Source organism: Microvirga roseola, from assembly GCF_020866965.1.
Taxonomy (GTDB): domain Bacteria; phylum Pseudomonadota; class Alphaproteobacteria; order Rhizobiales; family Beijerinckiaceae; genus Microvirga; species Microvirga roseola.
Genome location: NZ_JAJATX010000049.1, coordinates 14,324 through 30,613 on the forward strand (window position 1 = coordinate 14,324; position 16,290 = coordinate 30,613).

The 16,290-nt window shown below is 60.5% G+C and carries 16 protein-coding genes and 2 riboswitches; of the genes, 8 read left to right on the plus strand and 8 right to left on the minus strand.

Annotated features, from left to right (window positions below):
- Nucleotides 1–3: 3 nt before the first annotated feature.
- From LG661_RS19605 to LG661_RS19615, 3 genes are read right to left on the minus strand one after another with little or no spacing between them, the layout of a single operon-like run.
- Nucleotides 4–1,329: a dihydrolipoamide acetyltransferase family protein gene (locus LG661_RS19605; RefSeq protein ID WP_230533625.1), complete on the minus strand. Its 1,326-nt coding sequence runs from the start codon at nucleotides 1,327–1,329 to the stop codon at nucleotides 4–6.
- Nucleotide 1,330: 1 nt separating this feature from the next.
- Nucleotides 1,331–2,344: an alpha-ketoacid dehydrogenase subunit beta gene (locus LG661_RS19610; protein ID WP_230533626.1), complete on the minus strand. Its 1,014-nt coding sequence runs from the start codon at nucleotides 2,342–2,344 to the stop codon at nucleotides 1,331–1,333.
- A 3-nt stretch (nucleotides 2,345–2,347) separates the two neighbouring features.
- Entirely contained in the window at nucleotides 2,348–3,580 is a 1,233-nt protein-coding gene (locus tag LG661_RS19615) for a 3-methyl-2-oxobutanoate dehydrogenase (2-methylpropanoyl-transferring) subunit alpha (protein ID WP_230533627.1), read from the minus strand.
- 764 nt (nucleotides 3,581–4,344) lie between these two features.
- Here LG661_RS19615 and LG661_RS19620 point away from each other — a divergent pair.
- From LG661_RS19620 to LG661_RS19630, 3 genes are all read left to right on the plus strand, one after another.
- Nucleotides 4,345–4,554, plus strand: a complete 210-nt coding sequence (locus LG661_RS19620) for a cold-shock protein (RefSeq protein ID WP_230533628.1) — start codon at nucleotides 4,345–4,347, stop codon at nucleotides 4,552–4,554.
- A 153-nt stretch (nucleotides 4,555–4,707) separates the two neighbouring features.
- Nucleotides 4,708–4,917, plus strand: coding sequence for a hypothetical protein (locus tag LG661_RS19625; protein WP_230533629.1), 210 nt, complete (start codon nucleotides 4,708–4,710; stop codon nucleotides 4,915–4,917).
- A 393-nt stretch (nucleotides 4,918–5,310) separates the two neighbouring features.
- Entirely contained in the window at nucleotides 5,311–5,616 is a 306-nt protein-coding gene (locus LG661_RS19630) for a hypothetical protein (RefSeq protein WP_230533630.1), read from the plus strand.
- Nucleotides 5,617–6,028: 412 nt separating this feature from the next.
- Here the strand turns inward: LG661_RS19630 and LG661_RS19635 are convergent, their stop codons facing one another.
- Genes LG661_RS19635 through LG661_RS19645 form a run of 3 tightly spaced genes read right to left on the minus strand, consistent with a single transcriptional unit; the run spans nucleotide 6,029 to nucleotide 8,986 of the window.
- A complete protein-coding gene (locus LG661_RS19635) occupies nucleotides 6,029–7,150 on the minus strand; it encodes an NAD(P)/FAD-dependent oxidoreductase (RefSeq protein WP_230533631.1) in 1,122 nt (373 codons plus the stop codon).
- A 32-nt stretch (nucleotides 7,151–7,182) separates the two neighbouring features.
- Nucleotides 7,183–7,917 carry a methyltransferase domain-containing protein gene (locus tag LG661_RS19640; RefSeq protein ID WP_230533632.1) on the minus strand — a complete coding sequence of 245 codons (735 nt, stop codon included), beginning with the start codon at nucleotides 7,915–7,917 and terminating at the stop codon, nucleotides 7,183–7,185.
- Entirely contained in the window at nucleotides 7,904–8,986 is a 1,083-nt protein-coding gene (locus LG661_RS19645) for a type III polyketide synthase (RefSeq protein WP_230533634.1), read from the minus strand. Before LG661_RS19645 ends, LG661_RS19640 begins: the two co-directional genes overlap by 14 nt.
- 847 nt (nucleotides 8,987–9,833) lie before the next feature.
- Here LG661_RS19645 and LG661_RS19650 point away from each other — a divergent pair.
- Nucleotides 9,834–10,214: a PilZ domain-containing protein gene (locus tag LG661_RS19650; RefSeq protein WP_268995492.1), complete on the plus strand. Its 381-nt coding sequence runs from the start codon at nucleotides 9,834–9,836 to the stop codon at nucleotides 10,212–10,214.
- A gap of 87 nt (nucleotides 10,215–10,301) precedes the next feature.
- Here LG661_RS19650 and thiC read toward each other — a convergent pair whose 3' ends face one another.
- A complete protein-coding gene (thiC, locus tag LG661_RS19655; protein WP_322098893.1) occupies nucleotides 10,302–12,149 on the minus strand; it encodes a phosphomethylpyrimidine synthase ThiC in 1,848 nt (615 codons plus the stop codon).
- A gap of 58 nt (nucleotides 12,150–12,207) precedes the next feature.
- Nucleotides 12,208–12,315, minus strand: a riboswitch (TPP riboswitch).
- A 93-nt stretch (nucleotides 12,316–12,408) separates the two neighbouring features.
- Nucleotides 12,409–12,512, plus strand: a riboswitch (TPP riboswitch).
- On the opposite strand from thiC, the gene LG661_RS19660 reads away from it, so the two are divergent.
- The 4 genes from LG661_RS19660 (at nucleotide 12,503) to LG661_RS19675 (ending at nucleotide 15,825) form a co-directional block, all read left to right on the plus strand.
- The gene (locus tag LG661_RS19660) at nucleotides 12,503–13,291 is read left to right on the plus strand and encodes a hydroxyethylthiazole kinase (RefSeq protein ID WP_230533637.1); all 789 of its coding nucleotides are present in this window, start codon (nucleotides 12,503–12,505) and stop codon (nucleotides 13,289–13,291) included. Its footprint overlaps the riboswitch before it by 10 nt.
- Complete coding sequence (gene thiE, locus LG661_RS19665) at nucleotides 13,288–13,953, plus strand: thiamine phosphate synthase (RefSeq protein WP_230533639.1); 666 nt, start codon at nucleotides 13,288–13,290, stop codon at nucleotides 13,951–13,953. Before LG661_RS19660 ends, thiE begins: the two co-directional genes overlap by 4 nt.
- Nucleotides 13,950–14,750 (plus strand): bifunctional hydroxymethylpyrimidine kinase/phosphomethylpyrimidine kinase, encoded by an 801-nt coding sequence (thiD, locus tag LG661_RS19670; protein WP_230533641.1) that lies wholly within the window; start codon nucleotides 13,950–13,952, stop codon nucleotides 14,748–14,750. Before thiE ends, thiD begins: the two co-directional genes overlap by 4 nt.
- Nucleotides 14,734–15,825: a TRAP transporter substrate-binding protein gene (locus tag LG661_RS19675; RefSeq protein ID WP_230533642.1), complete on the plus strand. Its 1,092-nt coding sequence runs from the start codon at nucleotides 14,734–14,736 to the stop codon at nucleotides 15,823–15,825. Before thiD ends, LG661_RS19675 begins: the two co-directional genes overlap by 17 nt.
- 180 nt (nucleotides 15,826–16,005) lie before the next feature.
- On the opposite strand, the gene LG661_RS19680 is transcribed toward LG661_RS19675, so the two are convergent.
- The coding region (locus LG661_RS19680; RefSeq protein WP_230533643.1) for a hypothetical protein at nucleotides 16,006–16,290 on the minus strand (285 nt) is incomplete at its 5' end.

Genomic DNA, 16,290 nt, shown 5'->3' on the forward strand with positions numbered 1-16,290 from the left:
CGATCACGTCTCCACGAAAATCATTGCAGGAGACTCCAGCAGCGTCTTGATGCGCTGGACGAAGATCGCCGCGTCCCAGCCGTCGATGACGCGGTGGTCGAAGCTGGAGGACAGGTTCATCATCTTGCGGGGGATGAAGGTCGCACCATCCCATACGGGCCGCACCATAATCTTGTTGACCCCGAGGATGGCGACCTCCGGATAGTTGATGACTGGCGTCGTGACAATGCCACCGATGGCCCCTAGCGACGTAATCGTGATGGTCGACCCGCCCAATTCCTCGCGGGTCGCCGTTCCGGCCTTCGCCGCTTCGGCAAGGCGGTTAAGCTCGATTGCGCAGCCCCAAAGGTCGCGCCCCTCCGCATGCTGCACCACCGGGACCACGAGACCGGCTTTCGTCTGCGTCGCAATGCCGATATGCACGCCACTGTGCTGATGGATGAGTCCAGCATCATCGTCGTAGATCGCGTTTAGATGGGGGTACTCGGCAATGGCTTTCACCAGTGCCTGCATCACGAATGGCAGCAAGGTCAGTTTCGGTCGATCGGCCCGCTTGCTCGAATTGAGCGCCGCCCGCAGATCCTCCAGCGCCGTGACGTCGACCTCCTCGACGTAGGTGATGTGGGGAATGCGCGATTTTGAGATCGCCATCTTTTCCGCGATCTTGCGGCGCAGTCCAGCGACCTTGATCTGTTCGACCGATGTCTTCTGCGCCAGGCCGTGTGCCTTGGCGGTCCGCCATCCGTGGGTGATGTAGACGTCCAGATCCTCATGTGTGATCCGACCTGCAGGGCCGGTGCCGGACACCTGCCGGAGATCGATTCCAGCCTCACGCGCCCTAAGCCGCACGGCCGGTGAGGCGATTGGCTTCTCGCCTTCCGCGCGCCTGACAGGAACACCATACAGCTGCTGTCCGGCGCTCCGTCTCGCGTCATCGGGACCACGTCGCGCAACGCTCTTAGCCGGATGATCGGCCACGACGCCCCGTGCCGTTTCGGCAGCGATGGCGTCGGTCACCGCATCGGGCTGCGCCTGCTTGTTCGCGGTCCTTACCTCCGCCTTCCCGCTCGCGGGAGCTATGCCCTCACCCTCGACCGTAAGCCGTATCAAGGGCGACCCGATAGCCACCACCTCCCCGATCTGTGCGCCCAGCCAAGCGACCTCTCCGTCGACCGGAGACGGTATTTCCACAGTGGCTTTGTCGGTCATGACCGCCGCCAGGACCATGTCCTCGCGGACGAGATCGCCGACCTTCACATGCCACTCGACGACTTCGGCTTCGGCAATCCCCTCACCCACGTCGGGCATCTTGATCAAGTGCTCACCCATGTCAGGCCTCCATTGTCTCGACAAGGGCGCGCCCGACGCGCGCTGGTCCCGGGAAGTAGTCCCACTCCTGCGCATGCGGATAGGGCGTATCCCATCCAGTCACCCGGGCGATCGGCGCCTCGAGCTGAAAGAAGCAGGCTTCCTGTACGAGCGCCGCCAGCTCCGCTCCGAACCCAGAGGTGAGCGTGGCCTCGTGGACGATGACACATCGCCCCGTCTTGCTAACGGACGTCTTGATGGTCTCCATGTCGAGGGGGATCAGCGTCCGCAGATCGATGATCTCGGCGTCGACGCCCATCTCTGCAGCAGCCGCCTGCGCGACATAGACCATCGTCCCGTAGGCCAGCACGGTCATGGCCGAACCTTCACGAGCGACGGATGCCTTCCCGAGCGGAAGAGTGAAATGGCCGCTGGGCACCTCGCCCAGATGATGCTTCGACCAGGACGTGACCGGACGGTCGTGATGGCCGTCGAAGGGGCCGTTGTAGAGCCGCTTCGGCTCGAGGAATATGACCGGGTCCGGATCCTCGATCGCTGCAATCAGGAGGCCCTTGGCATCGTAGGGGTTGGAAGGTACCACCGTCTTTAGCCCTGCCACGTGGGTAAAGAGCGCCTCAGGGCTCTGGCTGTGGGTCTGCCCGCCGAATATACCTCCTCCCGTCGGCATCCTGATGACAAGCGGACATGTGAACTCGCCGTTCGAGCGGTAGCGCAGCCGTGCCGCTTCGGACACGATCTGGTCATAGGCGGGGTACATGTAGTCGGCGAATTGGATTTCGATGCAGGGCCGGAGACCATAAGATGCCATACCGATGGCGGTTCCGACAATCCCGGCCTCGCTGATCGGAGTATCGAAGCAACGGGTCATTCCATATTTCTGCTGGAGGCCTGCCGTGGAACGGAACACTCCCCCGAAATAGCCGACGTCCTCGCCAAAGACCACCACCCGCTCGTCGCGCGCCATCATCACGTCCATAGCGTCGCGGATGGCCTCGATCATCGTCATGCGCGCCATTGCTCAAACCCCTGCCTGCTGACGCTGACGACGCAAATGTGGCGGCATCTCGGCGTAAACGCCCTCGAACATGTCCCGCGCGGAAGGCTTCGCACCGGCATGAAGTGTGCCGTAACTCTCGGCCACCTTCTGGGCGGCGATGACCGTATCCTGGATCTCGGCTTCCGCCTGCTTGTGTCGTTCCTCTGACCAGGCCCCGCGCATGATCAAATGGTTCTTCAGACGGATGATTGGGTCGCCGAGCGGCCAGGCATCGGATTCCGCCTTCGGGCGATAGGCTGACGGATCGTCGGAGGTCGAGTGCGCGCCCACGCGATAGGTCACATATTCCACCAGCGTGGGTCCAAGATTCCGACGGGCGCGCTCTATAGCCCATCTGGCGACGGCATAGACCGCGAGATAATCATTGCCGTCGACGCGGAGTGAGGGGATGCCGAAGCCTAAGCCACGAGCAGCGAATGTTCCCGCCCCACCTCGAGCGATGCCCTGGAAAGTCGAGATCGCCCATTGATTGTTGACGATATTGAGGACTACGGGCGCCTTGTAAGTCGAGGCGAAGACAAGGGCCGCGTGGAAGTCCGACTCTGCCGTCGAGCCATCTCCGATCCAGGCCGCGGCGATCTTGGTGTCGTTGCTGATCGCCGACGCCATTGCCCAGCCGACCGCCTGTACGTACTGGGTCGCAAGATTGCCCGAGATCGTGAAGAACCCGTGCTCTTTTGAGGAGTACATCACGGGCAACTGGCGTCCTTTGAGCGGATCGCGCGAATTCGAATAGACTTGGCACATCATGTCGACCATGGAATAGCCGCCGGCGATCAGGAGCCCCGCCTGCCGGTAGGTCGGAAAGTTCATGTCCCCTGGCGACAGAGCTCTGCGGAAGGCGCAACTGATGGCCTCTTCACCCAAATGTTGCATGTAGAAGGATGTCTTTCCCTGCCTTTGGGCCATCAGCATCCTCGCGTCGAACGTGCGCAGCATCATCATGTGCCGCAATCCCTCAAGGAGTTCCCCATCGCTCAGCAGGCCAGCCCATGGCCCCACCGCCTCTCCGCTGCGGTTGAGAACGCGGATGATGGAAAATGCGAGATCGCGTATGGCCTCCGGATCCACATCGACGTTCGGGCGGGGCACCGCCCCTGCCTTAGGGATCTTGACATTGGAGAAGTCAGGGGATCCCCCCGGTCTAACGGCTGGTTCCGGTACGTGAAGGGTCAGCGGTCGGCGTTCAGTCATGATCTTTCTCCCATGGGAAATACTAGGGGAGAAACATGTCTTCGGCCATGGGAGGCGGCTTCTTTATAGAAGATGATTGGCTTCTAGCCCCAGTCCGGCTCTCTAGGAAGCAGGACCAAGCCAGACCAGCAACTAAACGCTTGGTAAGATTCGGTGAGTGCGCCGGGACACGAGCCCAGGATACTCTAATTGCTAGGGGTCAGGTAAGGCCTTTAAGCGTGACCGTGTAGAGGTCAGCCTTATTCTCCTCTTGCGGAAGTTTGGCCTAAGTCGGCCCCGTTCCATTCGACCCGTCATTCAATGCCGCTGCTGTCGAGACAAGCAGCAAGGACAGCAGCGGCCTGTCTTCTTAGGGAGGCATCAAATAGCTGCACCGTTCCCGCTGGAGGTCATTGGATTGCCCTCATCCAAACGCCACTCGGCCAGCAGTTTGCACAGGACAAATTGAAGAAGTGGAGCATCGGCATCGGATACAGAAATAACGAAGCTGCCCCCTACCGGCATGGTAGTTAACCTACCGAGATAGCATGTCAAACAGCGAGAATGATTCGCATTAATTTAGATGTCTCTTAGTTCTTGTTATCCGTGGAAAAGGGATTATATTAGTCTTATCGGACTTTGGCCGGACAATCGGGTCGTTTCGCTTTTGGCTCAGCTGAGGCGCACGTTCAGACTCTTTCCAAAACATCGACGGACCGAGTTGAGGTCGCGCATTCGCGTGCCTTTGCTCACGTGCACCTGCAACAATTGCGAAAGGCTATCCCATGATCATGGGTACTGTAAAATTCTACAACGACATGAAGGGCTTCGGCTTCATCCAGCCGAATGATGGCAGCAAGGACGTTTTCGTCCATGCAACAGCCCTTGAACGTGCCGGCATGCGCGGCCTAGTGGAAGGTCAGAAGGTTGCCTTCGACACAGCCGAAGATCGCCGCTCCGGCAAGGTCGCCGTTAACAACATCGAAACGGCGTGATCGCTGATGACCGGCTCAGGACATAGCCCTGTGCCGCTCAGTCTCGAAGCCGCCCCCGGCTGGGGGGCGGCTTTTTCATTTGTAGCCGCAAATGTCCAGCGACGGCTGTCCGCCCTATGCTGCTCAAGAGTAGTTAAGCGCCAGGAGAAATGAATGTCTCACAAGTATAAAGTTCATCAGTTAGTCCGTATCATTCATCCGAATTTCTCAGACAAACGAGCAAGTTCAAACGGTATTTATCAGGTGACCCGCCTTATGCCCGCTGATCAGGCGGGCGAGGTCTCGTACCGGATCAAATCGGCTGGCTTTGGGGAGCGTGCAGTGCGCGAAAGCGAGATTGCAGCCCAGGCGTCGCAGATTTGACCAGTGACGATGCCTTCTTTCGTAGCTCACAGAGCTATGATCCAGTTGCACTGCTTCAACAGGGCGACGAGGTCTTATACGTCGCGCGCATCGGCATGAAGGCCTCAAGGCAATTTATGGTTCTCAGGCCTACCGGTGAGCCGGCTTGGCCACACGAGCCTCTCAGCAGTCTCTCGGATATCGGCTGGGCCCTTCGAGCCCACGAGTGGCACACCGCAGTACCCGAGCCTGTTGGAACGAATGAGCGGTTGGCCAAGATGCTAGCGCGGCTACTTGCCGAGCGAGCTTAATTGTCGAGTGCCAGCATTGGCGTCAAAGGGCGAGTACAATGATGCGGAAAGCGGTCCGTTCGCTTCTGGGCGCGCAGGAGCCCGGGTAAGGAGGAACTAAACCATGGCCAATCATCCGACCAACCTTGATGCTCACCGCGGCATAGCAGCCCAGAAAGCAACTGACCTTCGGCGTCTGCGGTCCGAGGTCGAAGCCGATCACGCAGCGCTGCGTGCGAGACAAGCAGAACTCGAAGACCTACTTGCGGCTGCACCTGCCAACGGTTGGCCGGAGGCGGTCGAAAAAGCACGCTACCTTCTCGGCTTCCTTGCGCAGAGTTTGGATGCAGGCGACCTGCGCCGCCGCAAGCTGATCGACCGAGTACTGGCCGATTTCGAACACCTACTGGAGAAGGTGCCTCATGACTGAGGCAATTTTTCCCGAGTGCACAATGACATTGGAGGCAAGCTATGGCAAAAGGCGAACAACGCGGTAACCGCGAAGCGAAGAAGCCGAAGAAGGAAAAGCCGAAGACGATCGCGGCTGCACCATCCACAAAGGGAACAGTGAGCTCAAGCACTGCATCCAAGAAATAAGGGCTCACTGAAGGGTTTTACCACAAGCTCGCGCTGGAACCGAGAAAGGATGTGACCGCTGGTCAACGTTCATGCGGTTAGGCGCTCAAGCTGAATAGCGAGCGACAATTGCGCATTGCAGGCATACTACTCCTGTCCTTTCGCTCCATGCGGATCATCTCGATGGCGTCTCGTTTTAATTGATCGTACCCATCTTCGGTGAGGTCCAGCGCGAGCAGCCTAGGTCTGGATTTTCTTCGGAATGATCATGGCGTCTCAAGTACCCTCCGCACGGCACAATCCCGCAGACGAGTAGAAGACGTGACATGGCGCATCACCATAGGCCAAGCCTGGCAGAGCCGGAGCAGGATTCTCTGCCTGAAGGGCCGGCAGGTAGCCACGTACAGAAGGGAGGCGAGCCGGATTTGATGCAGGATGTCGGCCCTGAGCTGGCTGTGAAAGATCGAACTCGCCCGACCGTGCGTTAAATAGGTCAATGCTGCTAGACAGCCGCTGTGCAATGCGATCGCCATCCCATCACCTGTGTAGGACGGGATCACGCCAGCTTGGTCGCCAGTCCGAAAGAGGCCCTGCGGTTCGACCGGATTCGGCAGGTGAACGAATCCATATGGAACTTGGGAAATCGACAGAGGGCGCTCGAACAGTAGAGCTGCGCCTTCGAGCCGGTCGTGAAAGGCCCGTGTCTCATCGGCAATTGAATGGAGCAAGCCGGACCAAGTCCGGCCGACCGCCTTGAAGCGTGCCTGCGTAATCACCAGGCACAAGTTGGCCACCCCATCTTCAATCATCTGCAGACCGGCATATCCGCCGGTAAAGAGGATGACCTCCACTCTACCATCGAGAAGACTACTCTGCCGCTCCGCGAGACGGTAGTGAGCCTTGAATCCGATTAGGTCGTTTGAGGTTCCGGACCTGGGGCGCTTGGCGCCTTTCACGTCATGCTTGCCCGTTGCAAGAAATAGAGCGTCGGGGCGGAGGACACCGAGCTCATCTGCGCGAGCATGGATTCCCTGCCCGTCCGCAGCGATGTTCCTTACAACCGCTCCCCGGATGAGCTTGGCACCTAGGGACTCTGCGCGGTGAAGCAAGGCCTCGTCGAGGCTCATGCGCGAGACACCCCGAGCGGTGAATGGCAAATCGACCTCAGCGGCTCTGCGCCCGTTTATCAGGCGGATCGACGAAATGTGGCTTGCGCCAAGGCCATCCAGATCCAGACCTAGGCGAGCGAGGTAAGTCTGTGCCTCGATACTAAGAAACTCCCCGCAGACCTTGTGCCTTGGAGCGGTATCCCGCTCGATCAGTAATGTGGGACGGCTTGCCTGCGCCAAGGTACAGGCCGCCGCAGCGCCTGCCAAACCACCGCCCACGATTACAACCTCCTCCGTGCCTTCACCCGGAATCATCGCAATCGGCTCACACACAATCGGAATGGTACATGCCAGCTGATGGAAACAGCCTCAGGGCTGGTATCTGCAGCTTCAAGAATGCGCTCCCAATCCTCGCGCCGGAAGCTACGGGCAACCGAAATGGGACCGTCGTGCTGAACAAAGCGGTGCCAGCGAGCAAGCCGGGACAGCAAGCGGAATGCGTGAAATGGAATAGCATGGCGATGCAGATCGGCGATGAACCAGCCTCTCGCTGCTATCCTCTCCATCCAGATGATGAAGCGAACGAGTTCTGCGTTGGAGAGATGGTGCGTCGTCTGAGAGCTGATCACTAAATCCACTGGGCGGTCGAGCTCGAAATCGAAGATGTTGCCTGTCTGATAGTCTATCCTCAACTCTACCGGCGTCGCTGCCCGGGCAATCGGCTCGCTCATGGGGTTCAGGTCAACGCCGATGAGATCAACGGGACGCCCGCGCCGTTGGCTCCAGGCATAGATGCGCCGCAGCAGGTCGCCGTAGCCATAGCCGACATCAACCACCGTCAGGTGGTGGCCGGGGGTGAGTTGGCCGGAAACGCAATCGAGCCACTGCAGTATCGGCCTGTGGGTCAGCGTGAGTGTGTTGACCTGGGCCAAATGTTGCAGGCACTGACGATAATCCTCCAAACCCACGGACTCCGTGTCCATGAGTTCGGTTTCGAGGCTGCGCTCGGCGAACGAGCGGCCCATGGCCCGGCTAGCGAACAACATCGAAGCGGAATGTCTCCGCTGCTAATCCCGGCCCAAACGCCATTCCTAAGCCTTTCCCGGTCGGAGCTGCGTGTTCCAGGATGCGCTGGAGCACGAACATGATCGTCGCGGAGGACATGTTGCCGAAGTCACGCAGAACGCCTCGCGACCATTTTAGGGCGTCAGGGGTAAGCTCCAGCCCCTGCTCAACGGCATCGAGAATCGTTCGGCCACCGGCATGAACGGCCCAGAGTCCGAACTCGTCCCTATGCTGCCCCCTTAGGATACCTTGATCGTCGTTGCGCATCGCCTCATGGCTGAGTGCTTGCGCGATCCTCTGCGGCACCTCACCCGAAAGCGTCATGGTGAAGCCTCCCTCGCCAATGCGCCAAGTAATCAGATCGCGAGTATCCGGGATTGTCACAACACGAAAATCTCTGAGGGCGATGCCTGTGGGCTGCGCAGAGACGAGACATGCAGCGCAGCCGTCCCCGAAGAGGAGTGCACCGAGGATCACCTCAAGATCAGGCGTCTCTTGGAGATGGAGAGTGCAGAGCTCGAGGTTGACAACGAGGACCTTCGCGGAAGGCTCAGAGCGCACGATGTGGTGTGCGGCTTTGAGAGCATTCACAGCGGCTGCACACCCCATGAACCCAATCACGGTTCGTTCGGTCGACGGGTTCAGCCCCAGGCACTCTATCAACTGCTGATCAAGGCCAGGGGCTGTGAAGCCGGTGCAGGATGTGACGACTAAGTGGGAAATGGACGCCTTCTCATCACAAAGATTGACGGCCTGAACGGCCTTTTCAGCCAGTTTCACGGCATGGGTTTCAAACCGGGCCATGCGTTGTGCCGTTCCGGCGAACTGGCCTGGCCGGTAGAAGCCTTCGCGATCAGCTGCGATTGTTAGGTCTTCGTGGGGCTCAAGTGTCGAAAATCGGTGGCCGATCTCTGCTCGCTGGGCCATGCGTCGAAATAGCAGCCTGGCTTTTCGCTCTGGTAGGAACTGTTCAACGAATTCGATGAAGATCTGATGGACGTCGTGCTCGGGAACGGCCGTGCCAATCCGGTTAATGTACGCAATCGTCACGCAGGCCACCCCGTTGAATGCCGAACTGGAAGGGGAACACACAGCAGATCCATAGGTTCAAGCGCTGCATTCATGAGCACAACATTTTGAAGTGAGCGGAACCGGTGCTGTAAGTATGGAGCACTTTCGGTCTCTTCGGGCCGGTTTCATCAACAGCACGAGGCTGGAGCAGCACCCAGCACTGCTCGGCTTCAGTGGGAGGAGCATGGTGGACCCGCCGTAGGGCCTCTAACCCGCAAAGGGTTCCGAACGCGGCTGATCAACCAAATGTTGGCGAGTGAGCCTTCTTGAGAGGTTGAACTCGCGACGAGCCCACGGATGATGTGTACGAGGTGAATGCCCCCTTGCAGGACGAGGAGCATTCGTCCGATCGGGGGCAGGGGCATGAACGGGCCTCCGCGACTGCCACTCGGACGACCTGAGGGCTCGTCTGGGATGAAGTTGCACGCATTTGCGTCGGAACCGCAGTTCAGGTCGCAGCGTGGTCACGTGATGGAACAGAAAATATCCGCAACTTGAGAGCCAGAAGATCCCTGGCCCGAGAAGCCCAACACGAATAACTCTGCCGGAGTTCCCCGATCTCAATCCCGTTCCAGAGGATGGAAGTCCTGCATACCATACACGACTGGCGCCGGACGCCTCTTCCTGTGTTCCTCTTCCAAGCACTCGGTAGGAGCGGTAGTTATAGCCGGATCGGCTCCATCAATGATGCCGGAGACGGACCACAAAGCGCCCCGCAGGGGTACCCCTTCCTGACCGGTGAGCATAGCCCCAAGTGTTATTTCCGGGCGATCGACCCTGGCTATTTCCCTCCTGACAGATGTCAAGATTCTATCCCGGGGGCACAATGGATCCAGCAAACAATGCTCAAGTCCGACTACACCGCACGGGACCTGGACAGTTAGACCTTAGAAGCTCCAGACGAATGCGCGTGCAGGTGCAGGCCAAAATTGTCTTTGGCGACGTGATGATCCACTGCGAAGTTCGGGACATCTCGACAGGAGGTGCAAGGATAGCTGTAAAGGGGCACATCTATCTCCCCGAGACGTTTGAACTGTTTATCTGCGCTGAGGCGCTGCGCGTTTACCCGGCGCAAGTGCGGTGGCGGTGCGGCGATTTCGCCGGAGTACTGTTTGATGTGAGCAAGAACGCTGCTGCAGTTCCCATGGACTATGAACCGGTCGGCCTGGGTTACAAGACCCGGCATTTGGCAAAGCCTTTCTCATAGAATCGCTTCTAGCAGACGGGCTGCACCGCCCCCAGTGGTGGACACAAATCATTTAGCCAAGTGTCCCTGTCCACCACACGCGCGACCTCATGACTGGTCGACGTAGAGTTTACTGCCGTTCGCCAAGAACTCCTGGCTTTTGATATGCATGCCAGTCAATTGCGCCTGAACCTCAGGGCTCATCGCTTCCACCTCGGCCCGGAGATCCTGGGTAATCTTCATCGAACAGAATTTCGGTCCGCACATCGAGCAAAAATGAGCCACCTTGTGCGCCTCCTTCGGCAGGGTCTCGTCATGGTAGGCGCGAGCCGTATCGGGATCGAGCGAGAGGTTGAACTGATCCTCCCACCGGAAGTCGAACCGAGCCCGCGACAGGGCGTCGTCCCGTACCTGAGCTGCAGGGTGTCCCTTCGCGAGATCCGCCGCATGGGCGGCGATCTTGTAGGTGATCACACCCGTCTTCACATCGTCTCTGCTGGGAAGCCCCAAATGCTCCTTCGGGGTCACGTAGCAAAGCATCGCCGTTCCGAACCAGCCGATCATGGCGGCGCCGATGCCCGACGTGATGTGGTCGTAGCCTGGAGCAATGTCCGTAGTAAGCGGGCCGAGGGTGTAGAACGGCGCCTCCCCGCACTCGCGGAGCTGCTTGTCCATATTCACCTTGATCTTGTGCATGGGCACGTGGCCGGGCCCTTCAATTATCACTTGGCAGCCCCTGTCCCATGCGACCTTGGTGAGCTCGCCCAGCGTCTCCAGTTCCGCGAACTGCGCCGCATCGTTCGAATCCGCGATGGAGCCGGGACGTAGGCCGTCTCCCAACGAGAAGGAGACATCGTAGGCGCGCATGATGTCGCAGATATCGTCGAAGCGCTCATAGAGAAAACTCTCCTTGTGATGCGCCAGGCACCAACGCGCCATGATTGAGCCTCCGCGGGAGACGATGCCCGTGACGCGTTTCGCGGTCAGCGGGACATAGGACAGACGTACGCCCGCATGGATCGTGAAGTAATCGACTCCCTGCTCGGCCTGCTCGATCAGCGTATCCTTGAACACCTCCCAATCGAGCTTCACCGGGTCGCCGCCCACCTTCTCCAGCGCCTGATAGATCGGCACCGTGCCGATGGGCACCGGCGAGTTGCGCAGGATCCAGGAGCGAATGTTGTGAATGTTCCGGCCCGTAGAGAGGTCCATCACGGTGTCGGCGCCCCAGCGGATCGCCCACACGAGCTTCTCCACTTCGTCGGCGGCGGTCGAGACCACAGCGGAGTTGCCGATATTGGCATTGATCTTGACCAGGAAGTTGCGCCCGATCGCCATGGGCTCCAGCTCGGGATGATTGATGTTGGCCGGGATGATCGCGCGCCCGCGCGCCACCTCCTGGCGAACGAATTCCGGCGTGATGAAGGGTGGAATTGCGGCGCCGAAGCTCTCGCCATCGGCGATTGCCGCCTCGGCCTGCGCGAGCATCGCCTCCCGGCACAGGTTCTCTCGGTGCGCGACGAAGATCATCTCCTCCGTAATGATCCCGGCACGGGCAAATTCATACTGCGTCACCAACTGACCGGGCCCCGCACGGCGCACGACGCGCTCGGCCGGACATGGCGCAACGAGAGCGTCAGCCGAGACATTCCCGTTATCCTCGGGCTTTACCGGACGTGCGTCGATGGACGCGTATCCCCGCGCCGCAATCCAGGGTTCGCGTGCGAGCGGAAGCCCCTGGCCGAGGTCGATGGCCGCATCGGACTCCGTGTAGGGACCGGAGGTATCATAGACCCGCACAGGCGGCTCGTTCCGGTCCGTCAGGACGATCTCGCGAAACGGAACACGAATGCCCGGGCGCCCTTCCGGCGCGGCATAGACCTTACGCGAGCCCGGGAGCGGGCCGGTGGTGACGAACTGGGGAGCGCCCTTGGGCTTGTCGATATGTACGGTCACTGGATCTCTCCTCTTTGACAAAGGGAAATCCGGGCAAAGCGAGCTGAGGGATTCGCGTCGTGCTCGATAGTTCCAGTCCCTCCGCCGGTACGACCCGGATCAGGTTCAAGGGTCACGGCGGAACAGCCGACTCTCAGCCCCTCACTGGGCTCCCCTCGGAACGGCAGGGATAATCGGGGACGTCCTTTGGGCTGTCAACCCGGCGCGCCGTGCGACGAGGTCGAATCTTGCCAAATGCGAATGGGATGGCTATTTGGCCTGCATCTCCTTGGGGTGCCCGTCAGGGCTGAGAGATCTCGCCAAGATCAACCCATCGAACCTGATCCGGATCATGCCGGCGGAGGGATTGCGAGATGACGAGCACACCAAAGGCCATCCTGGGCTCTTCCGATATTCCGGCTCTGGCCGGCTCCCTGCTCGAGCGCCTTCGTAGCGAACGCATCCGCGTGCATGCGATCACGAATGCAGCAGCACAGACCTTCACGGCCAACCTTCTGCTCGCCGCAGGCGGGATTCCCTCTCTCACCGTCGCGCGGGACGAGGTCCCCGCCTTCACGCAGCGTTCGAATGCGCTGCTCGTCAACCTGGGCATGCTCGACGGTGGCCGGCGCGCGGCAATTCCCGAGGCCATTGCCACCGCCCGCACCCATGGCAAGCCGTGGGTGCTCGATCCTGTCTTCGTCGAGGCATCACCGCCCCGCCTGGAGTTTGCCCGCTCCCGCCTCGCAGACCGGCCGCATATCCTGCGCTGTAACGTGACCGAGTTTGCGGCTCTCGCCGGGAATGATGCGACGCCGGACGCCGTTCAGGCATTCGCAAGAACTCACGGGACAGTCGTGGCCCTGACGGGGGCGGTGGATCTGATCGCAGACGGCATGCGGAATCTCCGCGTCGAGAACGGCCATCCGCTAATGACCCGCGTGACCGCCATGGGATGCGCCGGAACCGCCCTCATTGCGTCCTTCGCCGCTCTGCACGGCAACGCTGCCGAAGCCGCCGCCGCGGCTCTGCTCGTCACTGGTGTCGCGGGCGAAGTGGCCGCGCATGAGGCAAACGGACCGGGCACATTCCAGCCCGCCTTCCTCGACGCGCTCTTTCATCTCGATCCACCAACCCTCGTCACCTGCGGGAGAGTCTCATGAACCAGGTCGATCTCAGGCTCTACGGCATCGTCGATCCGGAGCGGACCGGCAGCCGGAATCCCGTCGAGCTCGCCCGGCAGGCCGTTGCCGGTGGCGCGACAATCGTGCAGTACAGGGACAAGCACGCCGACGGCCGCCATCTGGTGGAGCTGGCTCGTGACCTGAAGGCGGCGCTCGAAGGAACCGGCGTGCCGCTCCTGATCAACGACCGTGTGGATGTCGCCTTGGCTGCGAAGGCAGATGGCGTTCACCTCGGTCAGGACGACATGCACCCCGAGGATGCGCGCGCCCTGCTCGGTCGGTGCGCGATCATCGGAGTGACGCTGAAGACGCCCGAGCAGGCCGATGCAATGGCGAACATGCCGGTCGATTACGGCTGCGTCGGCGGCGTCTTTGCCACCGTCAGCAAGAACAACCCCGATCCCCCCATTGGCCTCGACGGGCTCCGCAAGGTTCTGTCAAGGGCCAGGCTTGCAAATCGCGGACCAGTCGGCGCCATCGCCGGAATCGACGCATCGAACGCGCAAGCCGTTATCGCGGCAGGAGCCGATGGCATCGCCATCATCTCGGCTCTCTTCATGGCGGCCGATCCTCAGGCCGAAGCCCGGCGCCTGCGGGACATCGTCGATCGGGCCCTCACATCCCAGGAAAATTTTGCATGACAGCGATCGCAGTCACTATCGCGGGCTCGGACTCGGGCGGCGGAGCCGGTATCCAGGCGGACCTCAAGACCTTCTCGGCGCTCGGCGTCTATGGCGCCAGCGTAGTCACGGCCCTCACCGCGCAAAACACCATGGGGGTTCAGGGCATTCACGACGTGCCTCCCGCCTTCGTGACACAGCAGTTCGACAGCGTCTTCTCCGATCTCGATGTCAAAGCGGTGAAGATCGGCATGCTCTCCCGATCCGCAACCATCGAAGCGGTGGCCGAGGGCCTCCGGCGCCATGACCGGGCGCAGGTCGTCCTCGATCCGGTCATGGTGGCGGCCAGCGGTAACCGGCTACTCGCATCGGACGCCATCGGCGCATTGCGCCAGGTACTGCTCCCGAAGGCGCTGCTCGTCACGCCAAATCTTCCGGAAGCCGCCGCCCTTCTCGACGAACCGCAGGCCGAGGACGAGCAGGCCATGTGCCGACAGGCCGAGCGGATCCTCGCCTTGGGTCCCAAAGCCGTTCTGGTGAAAGGAGGCCACGGCGCGGGCCGAGAGAGCACGGATATTCTCCTAGATGCGCAAGGCGTGCGGCGCTTCACAGCCCCGCGGATCGAGACGCGGAACATCCATGGCACCGGCTGCACCCTGTCCTCGGCCATCGCTGCCGGTCTGGCCAATGGTCTCTCGCTGAGCAACGCCGTCGCCGCCGGGAAGGACTTCATCAGCGCCGCGATTGGCGCCTCCACTCAACTCCATATAGGACGCGGGCAAGGGCCCGTGCATCATTTTCATGCCTTCTGGCCCTAAGCCTTCCCGTCGCGCAGCCCTCGGAATCGGAGCTGCCGTTCTTGCCGCACCGAATGTCGTCCGGGCCGAGACTGTGCGCTGGCGCATGGTCACGTCTTGGCCGAAGAACCGCACCGGCCCTGGCGTTTCCGCCCAGCGGATTGTCGAGCGCATCAATGCCATGAGCGGCGGACGGCTCCAGATCGATCTCTTCGCGGCAGGCGAAATCGTGCCGCCCTTTGCGGTGCTCGATGCGGTCTCAAACGGCACCGTCGAGATGGGACATACCGCATCGCTCTACTGGCAGGGTCGAATGCCAGCCGCCGGTTTCTTCACCTGTGTCCCCTTTGGCCTTGGTCCCATCGAGCATCAGGCCTGGATCGAACTGCGGGACGGGCAGGCGCTCTGGGACGAGCTCTACAGAACTTTTGGTGTCCGTGCGTTCCTTGCCGGTAACACCGGCCCCTCCATGGGAGGATGGTTTCGGCGCAAACTCAGCAGTGTAGAGGACCTGCGTGGCCTACGCCTTCGCGTCCAGGGTCTAGGAGCCGAGTTGTATGCAAAACTCGGTGCAGTTCCGATGGCAGTATCCGCCGGAGATCTTCTTCCGGCCCTGGAAAAGGGCTCCATCGATGCGGCGGAATTTCTGGCTCCTGCGACCGACTTGGAGACGGGCCTGCCCAAGTACGCTCCGTTCTACTACGCTCCCGGCTTCAATAAGCCTAACGGAGCAAGCGAACTCCTGATCTCGTTAAGGGTCTGGGAGCAAGTCGCCTCGGACCTCCGCAGGGTGATTGTTGAAGCCTGCAGGGCCGAGCACGCCCTTGGTTTAGCCGATGCGCACCAGACAAATGCGGCGGCCCTAATCGAGATCCTCGGCACCTATCCCGTAACCCTGATGGCTTTCCCCCGCTCTATAATGGAGGCAGCCCAGAAGGCGTCGACCGAGCTTCTCACGGAGATCGCAGCTAGTTCTCCTCTCGCAGATCGAATTACTAAGAGTTACAGAAGCGCCCTAGAGGATCTTCGTGGATGGTCGGCTCTGACGGCCGATATGAATCGAACCAACATGCGCTTGTCGTCGCCGAAACGGTGAATAGGGGCTGGAGAAGGGGCCCAGTAAAGAGCCCTGGCTTTCAAGGACAGTCCCACGCCTCCCCTCCGTCTGCTTGGGCAGAGCGCAGGTAAAACTGATCAATGCAGCCGGCAATGATCGCCTGGCGTCCCCGCACCTATCTCCCTGAGCCTGCTGACGCTTGTTGTCCGACCGCCTCTCTTATGAAAAGCGCTTGAAATTCGTCGCCCGTGAGCGTCTCGCATCCAGCAAGCCCCGGGTCAGAGCCTCAATTTTCTGCGCCTTATCGGTGAGAATGCGCCGGGCGTCGTTTAGCTCCGCCTCAACCAGATGCGGCGCCTCGGAGTCGATCTTCTGGGCAGTGGTTTCCGACACACTATGCTGCCGGCGATCTGCCGATGAGGGAATCAAAATTGCTCGAAGTCGTGGCGGACCATGTCCTGAGGTGGCTCGGTTTGGCTGAACAGCGTTTTCGGTTTGCGATGT